Here is a 20,901-nt window from a genome sequence, read left to right as displayed (position 1 = left end):
TATCTTCATACCTTAACCCTCAACCTCATTCTAGTTTGGTAAGGAAACTCATGAATCTTAATCAGCTTGAAATTCTCAGGGCGCTGATGATGACGGGCTCAACGATCGCCACGGCAAAAGCGACTGGGCTCAGTCAATCAGGCGTCAGCCGTTTGCTGCAGCAGCTTGAGGCGGATGTTTCGATGACGTTATTCCTTCGCGAAAAGGGCCGCCTGGTTCCGACGCCGGAAGCCGCCATATTGGCAAAGGACGCGCAGGAGATCCTGCTCGGGCTGGAGCGGATGTCGGCACGGGCCGAAGATCTGCGAAAAGGAAATACAGGGTCCGAAATCGTCCGAGTTGCTCTGCCGATCAGCATGTGGGAACATTTCGCGCCGGCCATGCTCTCGGAGTTCACACAAAAATATCCGGGCGTCAGGATTGAGACCTTTTTCGATACCGCAAGTGCGATATCGAGGCTCGTAGAGCATCGCTTGGTCGATTTCGGACTCACGCGCATCGAGGGAGACTGTGGTCCCGGGATCATTGTGGACGAAGTTGCAACCGGCGAGAATGTATGCGTCATTCCTGTCGGACATCCTTTGAGTGCTCATAAGCAAGTGACGCCGGCCGATCTTGCCAACGTTCCGCTCATTCTCATCGGCCGGCAGAGACCAAATCGTGTGGCGCTCGACCAGATGTTCGTCCAACGCGGCGTCCGGCCGTTCGTCAAGATTGAAACCCACACCAGCAGTTCGGCCTGCTCGTATGTCGCCTGCGGACTGGGTGTGGCGATCATCAGCAGCTTCTACGCCAATCTCTTCCGCGATTTGCCGATCGTGCAGCGTCCATTTGTGCCACGCTCGACGCAGCGTTTTGGACTGGCGCGACTGGAGGCGATGCCGCTGTCAATCGCAGCCCTCGGCCTGCGCGATGCACTGAAAAAGCAGATCGAACGGTCACAGAATCCTGATGTCGAACCCTACAGTTTTGCCGAGCTTAGAAGCTTGCCATTCTCGGAAGAGCACAAGGGCGGTAAGTGACGTGCCGCCATCGGTGGCAATACCCTGTGCGACAAGGGGCGATATGGCTAGTGCCGTGCCCTACACCATGGGCAACGTCCCGCTTGGCGATGGCATGCGCCATGACCAATGCCCGGATCGACAACAGCGCCCACACGACCACGACTCCTCGAGTAGTTAGATGGCCTATAGACCGAGAAAGACGCACGGAAAAGTCGATTACATGGAGAGGCTAAACCCTCCCCGAGCAATTGCATCCGACCAAAGGTAGCCGGATGCGTGAGGTAATTGCGAGATCCAATCAGTGAGCCATCATCTCGCTGACGATCTGCTTCGCACTCAACGAGGAAGGATAGTAAGTGGGCCAGTTGGTCACTTCTTCCAAAAGAGCCGCGCGATCGTTGCCCCAGTACAGGTGGTAATGGTCGGCTTTATTCGGAGCAATTCCATGGTCGCTGAACTGAATAAACTGCGGAGCATCGGCATCGCCTTCAGTCTTCCTGAAGATGAAACGCACACCGCGATTGCCCTTCTTGTAGGTCAGGATCTCTTTGCCGTCATAGGCGTAGGTGCCCTTCGACGGCTGGCCGCCCTTGTAGAAAGTAACGACGTCATCATCGATAGTTATGCGGTCAACGTCTGTTTTATATCCGACTTCGTACTCGGCACGAATTTCCTCTACAGTTGAGGCCCCCTTTTCGGCCTTATGCTTCCATACCGGATCAAGGGTGCCATCCTTCAGGTAAGGGTAGACCGACTGCCAGTCACCGGCATAGTCAGCCAGCGGACGATCCTTGACCTGGCTGTCTTCGAAATAGCCGGCATAAATTTTGGGATCGCCGTGGCTGTGGGCGTGAGTTTCACCGTCAGCGTGCTCATGGACCTTTCCGCTGCCACCAGCAACCGCGATGTTGTACGGCTTACCTTCGACCTTGATCGTGCCGACTTCCTTGAGTTCGGTTTTGGAGATGCGACGCACCAGTCCGGCATTCGGATCGCTCATGACAATTTCGTCGCCAGCCATTGCGATACGAGGGCGTGGATCGTTCCAGTGACCGTCCATGGAATAGGGCTCGGTTACCTTGGCGCTCTTGGAAAGTTTGCCATCCAGAACATCCACCTGATGCAGCGTCCCATCTTCCGTCAACGCATAACCGAAGCGAGCGTTGGCGGGATCCAGCGCAAAGTCGATACGGCGGAAGGGAAGCTCGATGTAGCGGAAGTTCGGCTCGTCCACGGGATCAACGACGACAAGGCCCTTGGCACCATAGTTGCCAAGAAACACCTGCATGCTCTTGGCGCCCAGCAAGGTACCCGTTGTTTGACCACTCGGAAGGTCAGCCGGATAGTTCAGCATCTTGGTTACTACGCCATCTTTCCCAGAGGTGACAGTCAGGACTCCTTCCTTGCAGCCTGCTGCGAGATAAGCGCCAGAAAAGGCCTCACCGTGGATGCCTGTGCAGGTCGCCACGTCACCAACTGGGGTGCCGTCAGCCTTGACCGCTCGCAGACCAGCACGTGTCGGAGCCGCATCGCCTTCGACAGGAGCGTCCGAGGCAACAGTCGTTACCCAACCATTGCCGACCGGGGCCGCAAAGCCATGATGCGCCCGCTCCTGCGTCAGTCGTGTCGATTCAATCTCGCCATCCGAAAGTTCGTGCGCATCGACGATCTCATTGTAGCCGCCCTTGTCGAAGTTGATGACGATCTTGCCGTCATGGTCGATGACGTGAAAGGGCCTGGGACCTTTGAGGGTGTCTTTTACTGCAACCGGATCGGCGATCTCAATATCCGAATGGTCACCATGGGAATGCAAAGAAATTCCGCTGTTGATGAAGTGAACCGTGTCATTTTCAGACTGAACGGCGACAACGCCGGCACCTTCATTGACGCTGTAGAGCTTGTTTTGACCTTCCGTGTCAAAAGTCCAGCGGTTCTCCGGCTTGTTGAGATCAAAAGCCGTTACCTTCGCATCTACATGATCTCCGACGAAAACGCGGTAGAGTGTCACATTTTCTTCTTCGTCTTGTGCAAACGCAGCCGACCCAAACAGGGTAACTGATAGCGCCAGCGCAGATACGCCCTGGATTAAATGTCTCATTCATCTCTCCTTTTAATGGTATTACATAACGCCAAGCGACGGTTTTTCCCGTCACTCGGACGGTGTTTCAGTCGCGTTTGATCGCAGATGCCAGTGTCTTGACGTTGTAGCGCATCATCTCGATATAGCTCGATGCAGGCCCGTCAGCATTCGACAGGGCATCTGAATACAAGGTGCCGCCGAGCGTTAATTCCGCCTCTGAGGCGATCTGCTCAACAAGGCGTGCATTTGAGATATTTTCTGCAAAGACTGCCGCGGCACGCTTTTCGCGGATTTCCCGGATGAGTGAGGCAACATCTGCGGCGGATGCCTCAGAATCTGTCGAGACGCCCTGCGGAGCCAAAAAAGTGACGCCATAGTCTCGCTCGAAGTAGCGAAAAGCATTGTGTGCGACGACGGCGACACGTTTGTCTTTCGGTATCCCACTGACAGCAGCGCCAATTTCCTTATCGAGAGCCGTGAGTTGTTCTGTGTAGGCGGTGGCATTTTCTTCGTAAGTTGCGCAGCCCTGTGCATCCGCTGCACAAAACGCCTTGGCAATGTTCTGGACATAAACCTTCGCGTTACCGACCGATTGCCATGCATGTGGATCGTTTGGCGTTGCATGGAAGATCGCCTCGCCATTGACATAGTGATAGTGACCACCTGCAGGATCGTTCAAAATGTCCGCGCCATCGGTCAAAACGATCACTTCCGCTTTGGCCTCGCTGGCCTGGATCAAGCGCTCCATAAAGCCTTCGAAAAGCAATCCGTTCACCAAAATGACATCTGCTCGCGCCAGAGCCATTGCATCGGCCGGCTTTGGTTCATAGACGTGTGCATCGCCGTCTGGCCCGACCAGTGTCCGAAGATCAATTCGGTCGCCCCCGACGACTTTGGCAGAATCGCCAATGATGGAGAAGCTGGCCACTATGGAGATTTTCTCTACCTGTGCAAAAGCCGGCATGCTAAACAAGATAGTCGTCAGAACGGTCAGACCGGTAAGAAGTTTTGGCAGGTTCTTCACGTTTTTTCCTATTGTAACTGTGGTTTCAATCAGCCCGTGCGATGCGCCGAACTCAGCATTCGTGAGAGAAGCAAGCCGCGGGGACCTGCAACGACCGAAATGAAACTCGTAATCGACACGCAGGATGCCGGTTGTGACCTGGCAGGTCGTCGCAAGTCGGGCTTGCTTCAGTCACAACGACGGTTTATCTCGCTTGTTGCGCAGTACCCACTGGGCACCGCTTATGTAATGTTATTACGTTTAAGAAATATACACTTCAAGTGCAACCCCTACGCGCCGAATTCAAAAAATTTTCTGCAAAACTACAACACACTATTCCAACACTGATCGCGCCTGCAGATCGTGAGATTGGACGTGGCTTGTGAAAGAATCATTCCTGGTTTACCCGCGCTGCAGTTTTCATGGTGGGATGGTCCTCCTGCTACGGACATTGCCGCTCTCCCAGCTCATCGATCACACAAGCCGCTTTGCGGGCGCGCTCTACTCGCCACGCTCGCGAAGCCTGTGTCTCTGCCCATTCGGGACACGATCGCTCTGCGCAGTGATCGATGGTCGAGCATAAATTTTCATCGATTTGTTTCAACCGCTGCCGACGGGCTATTGGACTTTCGAGCGCAAGCGATCCGTAACGAACTCCATAACCACGACGATGGCGAAGATGACCAGAATAATGGTCGAAGCGTTCCGGTACTGGAATAGGTCGAAAGCGACCTTGAGTTCCTGACCGATGCCGCCCGCTCCGACGAGGCCAAGCACCACGGAGGAACGCACGGCCTTTTTAAGTGCAAAGAGCGTGGTGTTGATCAAGGAGGGCATAGCGTCGGGGAGCACAGCCCAGCAAAGCACCGAGAACTTTTTGGCGCCAATAGCGAACAGCGCCTCTTGTGGCTTTTTGTCGGCATCCTCCATCGCCTCGGCGAAGAACCGTCCGCAGAATCCAATCGTATCGACGACGATGGTCATGGTTCCTGCAACTGCACCGAGACCAACGGCGGACACGAAAAGCAGCGCCCAGACGAGGTCCGGAACGGTTCGGAACAGAGAGACCAGCATCCTGGAAATATACCGAAATGGGCCAATCGGGGTTATATCCCTAGCCGAGAGCCAGGCAAACGGCAAGCTTAGCACTACACCGACGACTGTTCCCACAAGTGCTATCTGGAAGGTTTCGGCCATCCGCCAAAAGACCCGTAACAGGAAATCCGGTTCGAGATTGGGTGGCATCATGCGGCCGACGAGATTGGCCATGCGGGGTATCCCGCCAGCCAGTTGTTGAGGTGAAGGCGCTACCTGCACGGCGGAGACAATCACAAGAGCGGCAAGAGCGACTGCAAGGCTGAAGGTGATAGGCGAGATCGCTGGCAGCCGACGCAGCATTAGGCGATCATGCATCGAAGACGTCTCTGAGATCAGCGCGTGTCACGTTGGCGGTCGACCGGTCGAAAAGAACCTTGCCAGCTTTGAGCGCAATAATGCGATCGGAATAGTCAAGCGCATGCTCCATGTCATGGGTGGTGTAGACGAGGGTAATGCCGTGTTCCAGGGCGAGATCGGAAAAGATCCGCATCACATCACGTCCGGCCGCCGGATCAAGACTTGCCGCAGGTTCATCCGCGATCAGGAGCTTCGGGCGCCGGATCAACGCCCGGGCAATCGCCACCCGTTGCGCCTGCCCGCCGGAAAGCGCATCGGCACGGGCTGCGGCCTTGTCGAGAAGCCGCACATTGGCGAGTGCCTGCATTGCCTCCTCGCGCCAATGCGGTTTTGCGATGGAATGATGCCAGGCGCGCCAACCGCCGGGAAGTCCGAGCTTGCCCTGCAAAACATTTGTAAGAACAGATTGGCGATTCACCAAACCGTGATGCTGGAAGACAAATCCGATCTGTCTGCGTATGCGCTGCAACTAAGCCACGGATGGCGTCGAGCGGAAACTTTCGCCCAAGGTGACGATCTCGCCGTCACTGGACGGCAAAAGGCCGATCAGGCACTTGAGCAGCGTGGATTTTCCGGCGCCGTTTGAACCTACCAACGCAACGCGCTCGCGTGCTGCTATATTCAGGCCGATATTGGAGAATACGGCCTTTCCGTTCGGATAGTTCTTTGCAAGATCGCGTGCAAGAATGATTGCTGTCATTGTGTCCCGTAGCCTTTCGGCCCTCGGCCGGTTGCCGAGGTAACCAGTCCTTTACGCGGAAGGAAAAGGACAAACCTCAGTTTACAAAGCCGGTAAAGCTCTCGATCCCGATTGTCCGAACATCGAGCGGACATAGTCATAGTCCGAATCTTTGACCTCGGTCAGGAAGAAACCACCCTTGAATTTCTGGTTGTGCTTGCCGTTCAAAACTGCATTCATCAGTTCGGTGCCCTTTTCAGCAAATGCGTCGCGAACCTTGACGAACACATCGTCTGCAATGTCCTTTCGCGCCAAGAGGATATCATTGGGCAGATCGCGGCCCCGGGCTACAACCGAGAAAGCGATATCCGGGAATGCTTTGCGTACCGAGTCAAGGTGACCGAAATTCAGGCCGATAGCGGCGATATCGCCACGGATGAGGGCTTCGGCGGCGATATTTCGCGATATGATCACCGGTTCGTAATCGTTGGATATTTCAAATTGAAATCAGCAAGCGCCTGTGCGGGCCCGAGATGCTGTGAGGTGGAGCCGACCGAGCCGAATGCGACTTTCTTGCCCTTCAGGTCTTCAACGGAGCGAATTGGTCCATTTGCCAATACGGCGATCTGGGCGAAATAGTCAGGGCGCTGCCAGGCAACAACGATTTTCGGCTGACTCAATTCCTTCATGACCACATATTCAGCAGGTCCCGTCAGGACAAGATCAACCTGCCCGGCGTTCATGGCTTCAACGGCTGTGGTCCGCGAGCTGACGGGATAGAGCTCGATATCAAGGCCGGTCGCTTCTTCGAGAGCGGTCTGAAAGGCACCGAATTCCTGCTGCAAGGCCTCCAGTCCCTCCATATCAGTGACCGCGAATTTGACAGGTTCAGCCAGAACCGAAGCCATTGAAGCAAGCGTGATTGCCAGTGCGGTTGCGAGGGTACGGATCATCTTTTTCCTTTGCTGTATAGACAGGAAGCGGTTGTCCGCTTATTCCTATACGCATCACATGACGTGTTCGTGACGGCAGCCCCTGTTTGGAGAATTCAATGGACTGGCACATTCAGGGAGGGCGCATTCTTGCCGACCAGAAGCTTGCATCACGGGATCTGAGTATCACGGCCGGTATCCTGACCGAGGTTCCCGCTCGGGATGTATCCGTGATCGATGCCTCTGGCCTGCTTGTGCTTCCGGGAATAGTCGATATTCATGGCGATAGCTTCGAGCGACAAATCATGCCTCGCCCAGGTGTTCACTTTAACATCGCTTTGGCGCTGAGGGGCACCGACCGTCAACTTGTCGCCAATGGTATAACCACAGCCTTTCATGGTATCACGGTGTCGTGGGAACCCGGACTGCGTTCAGTCGAAGCGGCCGAAGAGCTGATCAGCGTGCTAGTCGGTATCCGCGATAATCTTGCATGCGACACGCGTGTACATCTGCGCTGGGAAACTTTTGCACTTGATCAAATGGCAAAAGTCATGAAGTGGCTGTCGCTCACCCCGCGACCGATCCTCGCTTTCAACGATCATACCATCGGTTCGGTGCTGAAGGGCACAATCGCCCGTAAGATCGGACAGATGGCCGAACGGTCCGGCCTGAACCGGAACGACTATATGTCATTACTCGACCAGGTTTGGTCCCGCCGGGACGATGTGCCTATGGCAATCGAGGCACTGGCCTCGGCCGCGCGGGCAAACGGAAATGTTCTGCTTGCCCATGACGATGCATCGCCAGAAGACCGGGAGTATTTTCGTGCGCTGGGTGCAAAGGCCTCGGAATTTCCGCTGACTGTCGAAACAGCGAAAATTGCCCGGCAAAAGAGCGAGGACGTGATCCTTGGCGCGCCCAATGTCGTGCGCGGCGGCAGCCACAATGGTGCACTCAATGCCGCCGAAGCCATCAGGGCCGGGCTCTGCACGGTGCTGACCAGCGATTACCATTATCCCTCGCCATTGCACGCAGCCTTCAAGCTCTCTTCTCCGAGCGCAGGCGATTTTCCCTTGGTTTGGAACCTGGTCTCGGCAAACCCAGCCCGCGTGGCAGGGCTCGATGATCGTGGATCGCTCGATGCCGGGCACCGGGCTGATCTGATTCTTGTCAACGCAGAAGATCCGGCCCATCCGCATGTGGTTGCAACAATAGTTAATGGAGAGATTGTCTATTCCTCCCGGCTTCTCCGAGTCAGATCGGCGCTCGGTGTATCGATTGCCGCGGAATAAGACGTCATGACCCAGAAAATTATAAATCCGGCACAACTTGAGCGCCGCGGCGATAATCTTTCAGCCTTTGACGGACTGGTCTTCCGGCCACGCAGTGACGCTCCGATCTGGCAGCAGATATACGACCACGTCCTTGGGTTGATCGAGGACGGCTTTCTACAACCAGGCAGCCAGCTTCCTGGTGAGACACATCTGGCGGAGAAACTCGCAGTTACGCGCATTACGCTTCGTCAGGCGCTGCAACAATTGCAACAGGAAGGTCACCTCACTGCTCGCAAGGGCGTGGGGATCTTCGTGCGCAACTTGCCCTCCACCTTCACGGTTCGGGACGGGCGGCGTTTTCTCGATAGTTTCGAAACCCACGGCGAGGTGGTCGATACCCAGACACTGCTGATTATCCGCGAGCCAGCCGGACCGGCCGTGGCTGCGCGGCTCCGTCTTGCACCGGAGACCACCATTATCCGGCTATGCCGGACAAGGACTTCCGGCAAGCAGCCGGTTTACGTCAATACCAAAGTCTTTCCGGCAGAGCTCTTTCCCGATTTCGAACAGATATACGGCGTGCGCCAGTCGGTTACCGATGTTTTCCGCGCCCACGGTATCGAAAATTACCGGCGGATCGAGACGCGGATCAGCGGCGGCTTCGCCTCCTCTGATGAAGCGCAAATCCTTCAGCTGACGCCCGGAACGCCGGTGTTCCACGTCAACGCGATCAATGAAGACGGCGGTGGCGTGCCCATCGAATGGACGCGCGGCAGTTGGCCGCTGACCTCCGTCGAATTCATATTCTGATTGTCTTTCATCTAAGCCGCCTGGCCCGGCACGGGCGGAGCAAACTTACCCTGAACTCTGGCAAGGATGGTCAACATTCAGCGGTTGGTCGGAAAGGTCATTCTGATGGTGAGCCATTTAATCTTGGATGAGGCACAGAACGCGCCGCAACTCCTAAGGGAGACTTGCCAGGCCCCCGTTTGCCCAACTTGTTCAATCTCAAAAACTGCCAGCAACCCTTCCTTTGAAAATGCCGATAATAGCGGATTCTCGAACGTTTTTGATTGGTTCCTCAAAGTCTACAATGTCTCTAAGCGAGCCAGCAAGGCTTCCTTGACGAGCGAAGTCGCCTTGAAAGTTCCTATTGCTCAGGTTCCGCGGGCTGTAGTAGACTTCGCCTCATGAAAAACCACAGTCTTCATCATCCAGCCCGTGGAACTACTAAAAGTAGTTGGACGCTTACCAGTACGCGCGGCGAAAGAATAAGTGCCGTCGAGGGTATGAAACTGGCGCCACGGATGGCAACGGCGTTAGCTGAGTCTCGAGGTAAAACCGGCGACGAACGTCGTGCTTTAGTCAAAGAGCAGCTGGCAAAAACCAAGCGCAAATAGTGGTCTATACCGCCGAATCCGACCCGCTCTGTTACCCAGGCACAACGGTCCTGTGCAACAAACTTGGTTTACAAAATCAAGACGATTTAGACGAAGCAGAGCTGGCACTGTTCCTAATCCGTGCGGACGAAGACTTTCCATACGGCCGGCTCGACTACCCGCACTATATGGCGCTCCACCACCATCTGTTTCAGGACGTCTATGAATGGGCAGGTCAACCGCGAACCATTCGCATTGGTAAGGGCGGCAACTGATTCTGCTATCCCGAATACATCGACAATCAGATGAAAGCTGTATTTGCATTTCTTGAACGACTGAATTTCCTTATGGATATGCTACCGCCGGCATTTGCCTCGAATGCCGCTCACATTCTCGCGGAAATCAACGCGATCCACCCGTTCCGAGAAGGCAATGGCCGAACTCAGCTGACGTTCTTATCCCTGTTGACGGATAATGCCGGGTTGCCGTTCGGCGCCTAGGAACTTGTAAGGGAGCGTGTTCTGGACGCTATGATCCAAAGCTTCGACGGCAACGAGCAACCGTTGGCGGACTTAATCATGGATATCATTTCGTCCACCCAGTAAGCATGCACGCCGAGACCGTTGCTTCTTTATAGGGACTGGCCACCCAGTTGGGGTGGTTTGCAGGAAATTCGTAACGAAACTTGCAACGCCTTGAAAGGAAATGAACCTAAGGCCCAGTCAACACGGATTTTCTAAGGTATGTTTTCAGAGGAGCCATTATGCGATTTTCGACCGTAACCGGGGCACATTCCATTTTCAGTTGCGACAGATACTGACGTCTGTCCATTGAATAAACCGCCGCAACCTGCAGCGCGTTATCAATGGAAGCAGGGACCGTTGCAGTCGACCACCAAGCCAAGCGATCTGAAAACCTGCTCGCTGATTACAAGGGCTTGACCAGAAAGAGGCAGGGATGCCCCTCGGCCCATAGCGTCTGGAATGTCTCGGCGGGCAAGAAACCGTTACTCCGATAAAACGCACGTGTCTTGTCCAAATGAGATTCGTCTCGACCGCGGGATGCAAGCGTTTTCACGGTAAACAGGCGGCACTGTTTGCAAAGGGCATAAGCTTCAGCCGCTTGCAACAATGCGCGTCCCATTCCCTGGCCGTGAAATTTCTTGCGCACAGCGATTACAAAAAGCTCCATCGCCACAGGGGGATGGCTCTTAAGTGCAACGAAGGCTGCCATTTGCCCATTAACGGATGCTGCGAACATAGGCATGACTTTGACTGCCTCCGAACAGGCGACAATCCCTTCCATAGCTTCGAACCATTCTGGCAGCTCGCTCATGACTTCTCTGCAAAGGCTGCTTTTGTCTTCGGCAAGTTGAATTTCACATATCATTTCATTTTCCCATCGCTGACACTGGACTGACAGGCACGGCCGGAATTCCGCACCGGGCTTTCAGGTATATAGACGAAGAAATCTCTGGAAATTTATTGAGCGGCCTTCCAATAAGTGTCGCTGCAATCTTTGCCAATCCGCGCCTCTCACTAGCCTTATGATGATTCAAATCTAATAACTTGACTCAGTTTGTCATGTTAAAGTATAAATATTGGCAGGCCGACAATTTTTGGAATTACTTACAATTTCGAATTAAATTAAACGAGAAGCGGTAACTTTGCTCTCATCATGAAGAAGAAGGCAAAAATATACCTAAAATGGAAACAGAACAAAATCCTTACGATGGCAATGTTCTTGTCAGAACACTCATTCAGTCTAAGCCGAAACTTGTAAAAATTGCAGAGAGAGTCCTGCGCTCCCATGTACAGTCAGAAGATATATTTCATGACGCCGTCGTCAAGGCATGCAGTGTGCAATCCAACTGTATTCATTGTCCGGTCGGATATGCCTGTCGTATGGTTTACAATCTCGCCCTTGATGCTGCCCGTAAACAATCTCATGAAAAGCTCCACACGATACCCGCAGGAGGGATAGACTCTGTTCCTGCGCGAAGCGTCAGCGCGCTTGATTGCATGCTGTCCGCAGAGGCTCTGGATGAAGTGCTTTACGCGCTGGAAAATTTGCCAAAACGCACACGTGACGCCTTTGTCCGGCATCGTATCGATGGCGTTTCGCAAAAGGATATTGCCAAGGAATTGGGAGTATCGAGGACGCTGGTCAACTTCATGATCAAGGATGCACACCGTACCTGCCAGCAAATCTCAATGGAGGACGACGTGACGCCGTCCATGAACAAGCAGTGCCGCAAAAACCGGACCGCCGAGTAAAGTCGCGACCAGGCCCGTCGGCAATTGCCACGGGAAATAGATTGTCCGTCCAATAAAGTCGGCAGTTGCCATCAACAACGCCCCGAAGAATGCTGAGCCGATCAAATGGTGCCATCCGCGGGCAAGCCCCAGACGCTGCGCAAGATGCGGCGCCATCAAACCCACAAAGCTCAAAGGTCCTACGATTAGGGTGGCAACGGCCGTCAGCAAAGCGGAAAAGCCAAGGATTGCCGGCCGGAACCTGGCAATGTCAACGCCACGTGAGCGGGCCGATACATCACCGAGCGACAGCTGCTGTAGCGGGCGAACGATCAATGCGGATACAATGACACCAACGGTCGAGAAACCCAATGCTATGGAGGCTGCAGAACTGTCAATTCCATATGTTGAGCCTGCCATCCAGCTGATTAGCGACAGTGCACGCGGATCGCCGGAGGCAAGAACCGCAGAAATCAATGCCGTCAGAAACGCACCCAGTGCCACGCCGAGAATAAGAAACTGATTGCCGGATTGCGCCTTTCGTCCGATGATAAAGAGAAAGACGAGCACCGCCGCCGCACCAGAGAAACCGCCTATCAGCCTGTGGCCAAAGGATGGTTCGACGACTGCGAACAACACGCAAAGCAATCCGAACGCCGTACCGGCACTCACGCCGAGAACCTCAGGGCTTGCCATGGCGTTGCCCGTCAAACGCTGCAGAAGGCTTCCCGCCAGTGCCAGCATGATACCCGCGGAACTTGCGGCTACAAGCCGCGGCAGGCGCCACGGCAGCAGTGAATTGAGTGTCGCACCGGTTTGAGTTGCCCAGGATCCATCCACATCCCGCCCGACGAAAACTGCGATTAATGCGATCGTCATGAGTAGAGTTGCGAGCGATGTGATCAGCAGTATGGGCCGCCGACCTACAACAATAACTGCCGGGTCTTGAACGGCGGCCTGCAAGGAGCTACCGCGTTTCATCATCACAATCAGCAACACCGGCACGCCAATCAGAGCCGTAATCGCGCCGGTAGGCAGAGAATGCCCTGATTTTGCAGCATAAATTTGCAGCAATTGATCGATGATAACCAGTAATGCCGCTCCAACAAGCGGCGCCAAAACGAGCCGGGTCTTGATCCGCCGGGCACCCATTGCGCGTGCGACTGCGGGGGCCGCTAGGCCGAGGAACCCGATGATGCCAACCGCGCTGACAGTGAACGTAGTCAGGAGAATTGCGGCGAACAGTGCCACGGCACGGACTGAGTGCAGCTTAATGCCAAGATTTTGCGCCGCGTCACCCAATGTCAGTACATTCAACTGACGTATGAGGAGCAATGCCAACATGAAGCAGCCGAGTACTTTGGGGAGAAGCCCTGCAACCTGGCGCCAGTCATTCTGGTTTAATACCCCTCCCCCCCAGATGAAGAGGCCTGAGAGATAATGATTTTTGGTCAGTGTGAGCAGGGTTACGATGGCCGTGCAATACAAACCCATAACCAATCCGGTCAGGATTACCACAACGGGCTGGAATTTGAATCGCCAGGCGACCGCAAAGACAATGGCCATGACAGAAAACCCACCGAACGCCGCTGCCGTGTCGCGGCTCCAGCCGAGAATTGCCGGAAACCATAACATCACAATACCGAGCGCAAGCTGCGCACCTGCCTCCACGCCCAGGGTTGAGGGAGACGCAAGCGGATTGCGAAGAACGTGCTGGAACAGCATACCCGACAATCCCAAGGCAAAGCCGCAAATCGCCGATATGGCCAACCGTGGGAGCAGGCTATAATACATGAGCACTGCCCGACTGTCGTCCGGGCGGGGGGGCGAGAACGCCGCATTGAAGCCTATATCCTTGATCAGCGGCCCGAGATTGAACACGATGGCACCAAGAGCGAGACACCATAATGCGCTAAGCCAAAACCAAGGATAAGAGATCTGTTTTTTCATGTGCGAGTTTCGGCGAGCAGTCTGGCAAAACGTGTGATTGCGGGCAGCGTGCCGAACATAAGGACGCTCGCCATGCGTTGAGTACGCTGTTTTTTCACAAACGGCATACTCTGCCAGAGCGGGCTGCCGTCCAGGGTTGCAAGCACATCCGGCGGAACCGGATCCATATAAAAAAGCCGGCTGTCGCCAATACGGATCAGATCGGCCATCCCGACGTCGTTAAAGCCCCATTCGTTGGTCCGTTCTGTCCAGCCGTTTTGCAAATCAAGGCGGTCGAGCACATCCTGAAAAATACCACCCGGGCCATAAATGCGGACATTCCGTGCATCTATGAAAGTGACGATCGCCAGTCTGCCCAAATGCCGTGTTGCAGCTTTCGCGGCGCTCAATTGGTTCTCCGTACGCTCTATCAACGCTTCGGCTTGTCCGTGGCGGTCAAGCATGCGACCGAGTTCCCGCGTCGCATCAATGATGTGCGGATATGGAGACGAACCGAGCGCGTGGATCGGAAACGACTTGACCGGCGCGATCTGTTCAAGTTGCGGTCTGACCCACTCGAGATAGGGGGTTGAGATAATCAGATCCGGTTTCAGCAGGTGCAGCAGCTCCATATTAATTTCATGGGACGATCCAATATTGGCTGTGCTTGCCGGCAGCGGCGGTTCTACGGTCCAATCTGCCCATCCTGGTGTGTCGATCAGGCCGACGGGAGGAACGCTAAGCTCAATCAGTGTCTGTGCCAGACCGTAATCCAGCGATACGATCCTTGGCGCCGATGCCCTGCCCTGTCCAGGCATCAGCCACGAAACAAGCGACGCCGAGCCGGCAAGAAAATCGCGCCTCCGCATGACGGTCATAAACCTGGTCTGCGCGGGAAGTACATTCCGGTCACCGAACAGCACCTAGAACTTGGCCGAAAGCGTAGCTTTTAAAACGCGGCCCTCACCATAGATGCACATCGGACTACCGTCACCGTCGCTGCTGCAGGTCGAATAATAGTCCTTGTCAAAGACGTTGCTTGCTTTGAGCGATCCCTTCCAGCCGTTCTTTTCATAGCTGATCGCCGCATCGACAAGCGTGTAATCTGCGACCTTGATCCGATTGGCATTGTCGCCGAACGAGCTCCCGACATAGCGCACGCCGGAACCGATATTCAGCCCTTCAAGCACACCGGATTCGAAGGTATACTTGGCCCAGAGGGCCGCCTGATGTTCAGGCACAATCGCTGGCCGTTTGCCAACCTCACCTCCAATATTGCTCGACGTTATCTCAGCATCAACATAAGTATAGCTGCCGGTCAGACTTATGCCATGGAACAGATCCGCTGTGGCCTCCAACTCGAACCCGCGATGGCGGACCTCTCCCGTCTGCACCTGATAGATCGCACCGTCCGGTGTGAGAACATTGGTCTTGGCGATTTCGAAGATTGATGCTGTCATCGATCCCGGGAAAAAGTCCGGTTCATATTTCACACCTGCTTCATACTGCTTGCCTTCCGAGGGCTTGAATGACTGCTGATTGCGGCCTTTACCAAGGACCGGTACGAAGGATTCGGAATAGCTGACATAGGGTGTCAGGCCATTATCGAACAGATATCCAAGTCCAATTTTGCCGGAAAAGGCATTATCGGATTGTTCCGTGACGGTTTCGCTCAGATGGTCTTTGGTTTTATCCTCTACCCATGACTGGCGGCCACCGAGTGTCAGCAACCATTGATCATCAAGTTTCGTCTGGGTTTGAACGTATAATCCGAGCTGATCGATTGTTTGCTTGCGATCAAGATATATAGGCGGTTCGGGAACATCGATACCGTAAACAGGACTGTCGATGTTAAGATCGGGTCCGCTGGCAAACCCGTTGCGCCCATCGACGGTCTGACGGGTGTAGTCCAGGCCCAGCAGCAACGTGTTCTTTATGCGGGAACTTTCGTAATCATACTGGACGTTGTTATCGACGCTGAAGATCGTGGCTGTCTCATCGACGGTGAACGCCGTGCGATTCATGGTATGATCGTCGCTCATGGTGGAATAATAGAGATGCCTGTAGTCGGTATCCTGTTGCGAGTAACGAAGCTTCTGCCGGATTGTCCATGCTTCGTTGAAGCTGTGTTCGAAGTCATAGCCAATCGAACCATGGTTGGCATCGAATCTATCAAAATTCGGGTCGGAAGTAGTGAAGCTGCGTGAGAATCGTTTCAGATCAGGCCGCATCGGATCGGCTATCGGCACGAAGGTATTGGGGGTGAGTTCATCCCATTGATAATTGGCAAGAATCGTCAGTGATGTATCTGCACTCGGAGACCAGGTAATTGCAGGCGCAATGAAAACACGGTTGTTCTTGGAAAAATCCTTCTCCTTTTCTCCGTCGCGGAACATTCCGGTCAGCCGATAGGTCCATATGCCTTCCCTGTCGAGCGGGCCGCCCGCATCGATGCCCACCTCATAGGTGTTAAAAGATCCATATCCGGCATAGGCGCTGTAAAGCGCATCGCTCGTTGGCCGTTTTGTCACGAGATTGACGAGACCGCCCGGCTCATTTTGGCCATAGAGAACCGATGCCGGTCCCTTGAGGACTTCAACCCGTTCAAGCCCATAGGGTTCAGCCTTGAATCCGGAAAAATCCAGGGCTTTTTGCGGCAGTCCATCGCGAAAAACTGCATAGGGCCCGATATCAAATCCCCGGATCAAAAACTGGTCAAAGCGATCATCCACCCCCCAGGGCGATGCGGTCACCCCGGCTGTATAGGCAATCGTATCCTCAACAGTGCCCGACATCCGGTCGTCCATCTGCTGACGCGTAATCACCGATACGGACTGCGGAATTTCGCGCAAGGGTGTATTGGTTTTCGTGCCGGTAGAGGTGTTCCTGGCTATATAGCCCTTGTCCGGTCCAATGGGGCTTGCATCACCGTCAATCACGATCGTGTCCAACTGGATCGTGGACGCGTCCTGGGCAAGCGCGACATTGACCGCCATCAATCCGGCAATCGATGTCGTCAACAGCAAACATGTGCGGTGCTTATATCCTACTGAACCGATCACATTCCGCGCCGTCGTCCCGTATCCCCGCACAACTATACCCCTCATAAATCGTTAACCCTGCATATCATTATATGAGCGTTAAACTCATATTTAAATGTGACTACATTTATCATATTATGAAAGTCAAGATGGGATCCGGAAAACGCCGGCTTTTTTCCAGCGTTCCGCAAATCCTTTGCAGCAGTGCCTAAAAGCTATAGCCGTGCATAATGCAATGCCTGCTGGATATCGCTCCAGATCACTTCCGGTTCCTCTAGTCCCACTGCAAAACGGATGGTCTGAGGATTGACACCAAAGCGCACAAAGGATGTCATGCGGTCAGGAATTTGTAAGGCAGCCTTGGCTGGAACCAAAAGCGTCTCCGGTCCGCCCCAGCTGACGCCGAGCCTGATATGGCGCAGGGCATTGACGAACCGCGCAACGTCGATGTCCGGATTGAGGTCGAATGCAAACAGGCCGGAAAAACCGGTCAGCGTTTTCTTGCCCGGATGACCAGAGAAAGCGGGATGACGGACAAGCGCAATGTCAGGATGCTGTTGAAGATGCTTGGCGAGCACGAGCCCGTTATGCATATGTTCCTTCAGCCGCACCTTCAATGTCCGCATACCGCGTAGCAGTAACCAGGCTTCGAAGGGTGAGAGCTTTGCGCCGATGTACGGGTAGGTCGAACTGTTGATCTTGGCGATCAAATCACGCGGACCCACGACGACGCCAGCAACAGTATCGCTGTGTCCACCCAGATACTTTGATGCTGCGTGGATGACAATATCGACGCCATGCTGAATGGGTTTCTGGAACAGCGGTGTCGCCCAGGAGTTGTCGATGACGGTCGTCACTCCATATTCCTTCGCCAAGGCTGCCAGAGCCTCAATGTCCTGCAGTTCGAAAACCATTGACGTCGGGTTTTCCAGATAGAGCAATTTCGCGCCCGGCAGAGCAGCACGGACCTCGTCATGGTTGGACGGATCGACGAAGTCCACTGTGACACCAAAACGGGCAAGAAGTTTGACGAACAGCCGGTAAATATCGTTGTAGAGATGTTGCACCGCGACGACCCGATCGCCAGTTTCGACAAGGCTCAAGATCGTAGCTGTAATAGCTGCCGTACCACTCGAGAAACCCCGCCCGTCCTCGGCACCTTCCAGCCGGGCGGTCAGCAGTTCGAACTCCCGTACCGTAGGATTATCGCCGCGCGAATAGATATAGTTGCGGGACCGGCCGGCAAAGACATCTTCCATGGCTTCATAGGTGTCATAGGCAAACAGGGAAGTCTGGAATATCGGCGGTGACACCGCGTTGAAAGCTGCTGTATCGACCGGCGTGAATAGATCGTCCGGCATTCCGGGATTGAAATCTTGCGGTGGCATGGCTTTGTTCATGAGACCCTCTCAGACACGGTGCTGTTGAAACTGGTGATCGGATTGGATGACGATTGGTCACGGAGCTGACAAAGGATCGTGACGAGGATGCCCACGGACATGAGCGCAGTTAGAGCCGGCGCAAGAAAAAGGCTGGCCAGGACGCCGTCGAATTCAAACCGGTTTGGCAAGATAAAGAGAAGCGGCAGCAGAAAATAGCCGTTCTGCGCAACGCTGATGAATCCCGCCAGACGCGCCCGGCCCTGCGCTTGCAGCAGTACCAGCAGGATCTGCCTAGCACCGAAGAAAACAAACGGAATGTGCGTGAGAACGAGCGTTTGCGCGGCAATATCTGCGATCTCGACGTCATTCGTGAAAATCGCGGCGACAGGATAGCGCAGCACTATGGCAGCAAGACCGTATATAAAAGCAAATGCGGACGTGAGAACGAGCAGCGTTCCAGACGCCCCGAGCAGGCGCCGTGAATTGTTGGCGCCCCAAGCGAAACTCAGTACCGCCTGCCCACCCAGGGAAAGGCCGACAATCGGCAGCATGCCGAGGTTAAGGACGCGCATTGCAATGCCGACCCCGGCAATCCCGTCGTCCCCGCGATAGAATCCGGCGAAAGTGAAGAGCACAGCCAAGCTGATACTGCTCAACATGCTTGTGAGCGTTACCGGCAATCCGATGAGCAGGACCGGCTTGAGAACATCAGTGCGAAAGGCCATGAACCGCGCTGCTACATGCAAGGTGCCTATCCGCCTGCGGAAGTAGATGAAATAGGCACCGAGAGCTGCAATCTGCGAGATGATGGTTGCGATTGCTGCACCCGCCAGCCCGAAATCGAACCAGAAGATCATGATCGGATCGAGTGCGATGTTGAGGGCGAAACAGCTCATTAGCGTCCACATGCTGAAGCGCGTGTTGCCCTCTGAAATGGCGATAAAATCCGAAAGTATCTGCAGCATGGTCAGCGTGACCGAAAAGGCGACGATCGCAAGATAGTGTTCGGCCAATGGCAAGATGGCTTCGCTGGCGCCAAAGAGGATAAGCAACTCACGCTTGAAGAGGAGAATTGCAACCGTCAGCACGAGCCCAAGCGGTATCGCCAGCATGACGAGCGTTGACGCCGCGATGCTGGCACGCTGCGGATCACCAGCACCGAGGGCCCGGCCGACGGCCGTGGCGACACCAACGCCGAGCCCCTCGCCAATCGCGCCGACCATCATCAGGATTGGCAGGACAACGGTGATCGCCGCGATCTCATGACTTCCGATCATGCCGACAAAGACCATATTGATCGTGTGATGCACGGCGTTAATCGACAGGCCCGCTACCGCAGGCATGCCAAGCCGGAAAATCAGACGCGTCAGTGCCGGATCGTTCAGATCATCCGGTGCAAAATATGCCCGCTTTGGCTTGGCCGTCATGCTGCGGGAACCCATAAACGATCGTCAAAGAAACGCTCCCGCGTCAACATCACCAGCAATGCCCGTTTATGCGGGAAGTCAAAGTGCTTGACCTTGGCAAATCCCGAGCGGTCGAGATTGCGGATCTGTTGCTCATGGCTGGCGCGCGGCTCGCCGACAATGCGCTGCGTGCGCGGATCATCGAGAAAGATGAAATGCATCAGCGATGGCAGCCAGGCAGTAATCCACTGTTTGCCTCGATAGGCCGGCTCGCCAATGGCAACATGCCAGCCACGATCATAATCCTGCGCGTCATAATAGGGCCCGAGGCGGTTCTCCTTGGCCCAGTAGACCTCGAAATAACCGAATGGCACACCATCGAAACAGCCGATCAGCGCGAGCATGTGCGGATCAATCAGGCGCTCCTCGAGAATAGCCGCGTGCTTCTGCCTGTCGCCGCCATCCTCCCAGATCACATTGACCTGTTCGTCGTTCATCCAGCGATGGAAATGCTCGAGATCGGCCACGGGGTCGGCGATCCGAAAAGACAGGCTCTGGTCGAGCCATGGAATATACCGATCATAGACAATGCCCGACGGCTTTCGCGGCCGCTTCGGATGATATTGTCCGTTGCTCAAGACATGCACCTGCGGATTTGGATAAGCCGGCTTTGCAACCCATGGTGCTGGCCATTGCCAGAACGCTCGCGGATCAACCGTCAAGCGATCTCCATCGAATGAACCAGGCGCAAATTCCAGCTCCGGGACATTTTCAATCTCAACGATACGGGCCTCACGCGACTGGGTTGACAGAAATTCGACAGCGGAGGAGAGAACCGGGACAGCGTCCGCCGGCGCGAGATCCGGCAAACCCAGTTTCAAACCGGCCGGTGCGGTCATCACCGAGAGAGTGTAGGTGCCACTTGCGGTTGAAACCTGCAATTGCTCCGGCGCAAGCAGCATAGCTGTTTTCAGGAACCGAGATCGGGCAGGAAACGGTTCAACACGCGCCTCCTTTGCAAAATTGGATATGATAGTCATGGCATACTCCGCAGCACCAGCGCTACAATCGTTCAAATGGTT

Annotated in this window: 16 protein-coding genes and 3 pseudogenes; 6 read left to right on the top strand and 13 right to left on the bottom strand. The window is 54.7% G+C overall.

The window, feature by feature from the left end; genetic code table 11:
* Positions 1–50 precede the first annotated feature (50 nt).
* Positions 51–944: pseudogene (locus tag ACYJL1_RS22715) on the top strand (LysR family transcriptional regulator); the annotation flags it as partial.
* Between the two features lie 358 nt (positions 945–1,302).
* Here ACYJL1_RS22715 and ACYJL1_RS22710 read toward each other — a convergent pair.
* The 6 genes and pseudogenes from ACYJL1_RS22710 to ACYJL1_RS22685 all read right to left on the bottom strand — a co-directional run bounded on the left by ACYJL1_RS22710 (position 1,303) and on the right by ACYJL1_RS22685 (position 7,174).
* The gene (locus ACYJL1_RS22710; protein ID WP_460899971.1) at positions 1,303–1,971 is read right to left on the bottom strand and encodes a ZinT family metal-binding protein; all 669 of its coding nucleotides are present in this window, start codon (positions 1,969–1,971) and stop codon (positions 1,303–1,305) included.
* Between the two features lie 1,198 nt (positions 1,972–3,169).
* Positions 3,170–4,048, bottom strand: coding sequence for a zinc ABC transporter substrate-binding protein AztC (aztC, locus tag ACYJL1_RS22705; RefSeq protein WP_460899970.1), 879 nt, complete (start codon positions 4,046–4,048; stop codon positions 3,170–3,172).
* Between the two features lie 657 nt (positions 4,049–4,705).
* Positions 4,706–5,500: a phosphonate ABC transporter, permease protein PhnE gene (gene phnE, locus ACYJL1_RS22700; protein WP_460899393.1), complete on the bottom strand. Its 795-nt coding sequence runs from the start codon at positions 5,498–5,500 to the stop codon at positions 4,706–4,708.
* Positions 5,493–6,242 (bottom strand): annotated as a pseudogene (locus ACYJL1_RS22695) (phosphonate ABC transporter ATP-binding protein). Before ACYJL1_RS22695 ends, phnE begins: the two are co-directional and overlap by 8 nt.
* 81 nt (positions 6,243–6,323) lie before the next feature.
* Positions 6,324–6,695 (bottom strand): type 2 periplasmic-binding domain-containing protein, encoded by a 372-nt coding sequence (locus tag ACYJL1_RS22690; RefSeq protein WP_460899392.1) that lies wholly within the window; start codon positions 6,693–6,695, stop codon positions 6,324–6,326.
* A complete protein-coding gene (locus ACYJL1_RS22685; RefSeq protein WP_460899391.1) occupies positions 6,692–7,174 on the bottom strand; it encodes a PhnD/SsuA/transferrin family substrate-binding protein in 483 nt (160 codons plus the stop codon). The genes ACYJL1_RS22690 and ACYJL1_RS22685 overlap by 4 nt, the downstream gene beginning before the upstream one ends.
* A 98-nt stretch (positions 7,175–7,272) precedes the next feature.
* Here ACYJL1_RS22685 and ACYJL1_RS22680 point away from each other — a divergent pair, with 98 nt between their 5' ends.
* The 4 genes and pseudogenes from ACYJL1_RS22680 to ACYJL1_RS22665 form a co-directional block, all read left to right on the top strand.
* Positions 7,273–8,445, top strand: a complete 1,173-nt coding sequence (locus ACYJL1_RS22680) for an alpha-D-ribose 1-methylphosphonate 5-triphosphate diphosphatase (protein ID WP_460899390.1) — start codon at positions 7,273–7,275, stop codon at positions 8,443–8,445.
* A gap of 6 nt (positions 8,446–8,451) precedes the next feature.
* Positions 8,452–9,237, top strand: coding sequence for a phosphonate metabolism transcriptional regulator PhnF (gene phnF / locus ACYJL1_RS22675; protein WP_460899389.1), 786 nt, complete (start codon positions 8,452–8,454; stop codon positions 9,235–9,237).
* Positions 9,238–9,826: 589 nt separating this feature from the next.
* Complete coding sequence (locus ACYJL1_RS22670; RefSeq protein WP_460899388.1) at positions 9,827–10,081, top strand: hypothetical protein; 255 nt, start codon at positions 9,827–9,829, stop codon at positions 10,079–10,081.
* Between the two features lie 15 nt (positions 10,082–10,096).
* Positions 10,097–10,306: pseudogene (locus ACYJL1_RS22665) on the top strand (Fic family protein); the annotation flags it as partial.
* Between the two features lie 427 nt (positions 10,307–10,733).
* Here the strand turns inward: ACYJL1_RS22665 and ACYJL1_RS22660 are convergent.
* On the bottom strand, positions 10,734–11,141 hold the full coding sequence (locus ACYJL1_RS22660) for a GNAT family N-acetyltransferase (RefSeq protein ID WP_460899387.1): 408 nt from the start codon (positions 11,139–11,141) through the stop codon (positions 10,734–10,736).
* 371 nt (positions 11,142–11,512) lie between these two features.
* Here ACYJL1_RS22660 and ACYJL1_RS22655 point away from each other — a divergent pair, with 371 nt between their 5' ends.
* Positions 11,513–12,082: a sigma-70 family RNA polymerase sigma factor gene (locus ACYJL1_RS22655; RefSeq protein ID WP_460899386.1), complete on the top strand. Its 570-nt coding sequence runs from the start codon at positions 11,513–11,515 to the stop codon at positions 12,080–12,082.
* Here the strand turns inward: ACYJL1_RS22655 and fhuB are convergent.
* From fhuB to ACYJL1_RS22625, 6 genes are all read right to left on the bottom strand, one after another.
* Positions 12,017–14,011, bottom strand: a complete 1,995-nt coding sequence (gene fhuB / locus ACYJL1_RS22650) for a Fe(3+)-hydroxamate ABC transporter permease FhuB (RefSeq protein WP_460899385.1) — start codon at positions 14,009–14,011, stop codon at positions 12,017–12,019. The two genes, ACYJL1_RS22655 and fhuB, sit on opposite strands and share 66 nt — an antisense overlap.
* Positions 14,008–14,868: an ABC transporter substrate-binding protein gene (locus tag ACYJL1_RS22645; RefSeq protein WP_460899384.1), complete on the bottom strand. Its 861-nt coding sequence runs from the start codon at positions 14,866–14,868 to the stop codon at positions 14,008–14,010. The genes fhuB and ACYJL1_RS22645 overlap by 4 nt, the downstream gene beginning before the upstream one ends.
* Before the next feature lie 45 nt (positions 14,869–14,913).
* Positions 14,914–17,097: a TonB-dependent siderophore receptor gene (locus ACYJL1_RS22640; protein WP_460899383.1), complete on the bottom strand. Its 2,184-nt coding sequence runs from the start codon at positions 17,095–17,097 to the stop codon at positions 14,914–14,916.
* 149 nt (positions 17,098–17,246) lie between these two features.
* Positions 17,247–18,431 (bottom strand): PLP-dependent transferase, encoded by a 1,185-nt coding sequence (locus tag ACYJL1_RS22635; protein ID WP_460899382.1) that lies wholly within the window; start codon positions 18,429–18,431, stop codon positions 17,247–17,249.
* Positions 18,428–19,840: an MATE family efflux transporter gene (locus ACYJL1_RS22630; protein ID WP_460899381.1), complete on the bottom strand. Its 1,413-nt coding sequence runs from the start codon at positions 19,838–19,840 to the stop codon at positions 18,428–18,430. The genes ACYJL1_RS22635 and ACYJL1_RS22630 overlap by 4 nt, the downstream gene beginning before the upstream one ends.
* A complete protein-coding gene (locus ACYJL1_RS22625) occupies positions 19,837–20,859 on the bottom strand; it encodes a GNAT family N-acetyltransferase (RefSeq protein WP_460899380.1) in 1,023 nt (340 codons plus the stop codon). Before ACYJL1_RS22625 ends, ACYJL1_RS22630 begins: the two co-directional genes overlap by 4 nt.
* Between the last annotated feature and the right edge of the window lie 42 nt (positions 20,860–20,901).

This window comes from Phyllobacterium sp. K27, from assembly GCF_054796155.1.
This window is presented reverse-complemented; position numbering and strand designations above follow the sequence as displayed.

Coding starts and splice junctions, on each gene's coding strand:
- phnE (WP_460899393.1), bottom strand. CDS start 5,500: ATGCATGATCGCCTAATGCTGCGTCGGCTGCCAGCGATCTCGCCTATC.
- ACYJL1_RS22645 (WP_460899384.1), bottom strand. CDS start 14,868: ATGACCGTCATGCGGAGGCGCGATTTTCTTGCCGGCTCGGCGTCGCTT.
- aztC (WP_460899970.1), bottom strand. CDS start 4,048: ATGCCGGCTTTTGCACAGGTAGAGAAAATCTCCATAGTGGCCAGCTTC.
- ACYJL1_RS22625 (WP_460899380.1), bottom strand. CDS start 20,859: ATGACTATCATATCCAATTTTGCAAAGGAGGCGCGTGTTGAACCGTTT.
- ACYJL1_RS22635 (WP_460899382.1), bottom strand. CDS start 18,431: ATGAACAAAGCCATGCCACCGCAAGATTTCAATCCCGGAATGCCGGAC.
- ACYJL1_RS22640 (WP_460899383.1), bottom strand. CDS start 17,097: ATGAGGGGTATAGTTGTGCGGGGATACGGGACGACGGCGCGGAATGTG.
- ACYJL1_RS22630 (WP_460899381.1), bottom strand. CDS start 19,840: ATGACGGCCAAGCCAAAGCGGGCATATTTTGCACCGGATGATCTGAAC.
- ACYJL1_RS22680 (WP_460899390.1), top strand. CDS start 7,273: ATGGACTGGCACATTCAGGGAGGGCGCATTCTTGCCGACCAGAAGCTT.
- ACYJL1_RS22655 (WP_460899386.1), top strand. CDS start 11,513: ATGGAAACAGAACAAAATCCTTACGATGGCAATGTTCTTGTCAGAACA.
- phnF (WP_460899389.1), top strand. CDS start 8,452: ATGACCCAGAAAATTATAAATCCGGCACAACTTGAGCGCCGCGGCGAT.
- fhuB (WP_460899385.1), bottom strand. CDS start 14,011: ATGAAAAAACAGATCTCTTATCCTTGGTTTTGGCTTAGCGCATTATGG.
- ACYJL1_RS22660 (WP_460899387.1), bottom strand. CDS start 11,141: ATGAGCGAGCTGCCAGAATGGTTCGAAGCTATGGAAGGGATTGTCGCC.
- ACYJL1_RS22685 (WP_460899391.1), bottom strand. CDS start 7,174: ATGATCCGTACCCTCGCAACCGCACTGGCAATCACGCTTGCTTCAATG.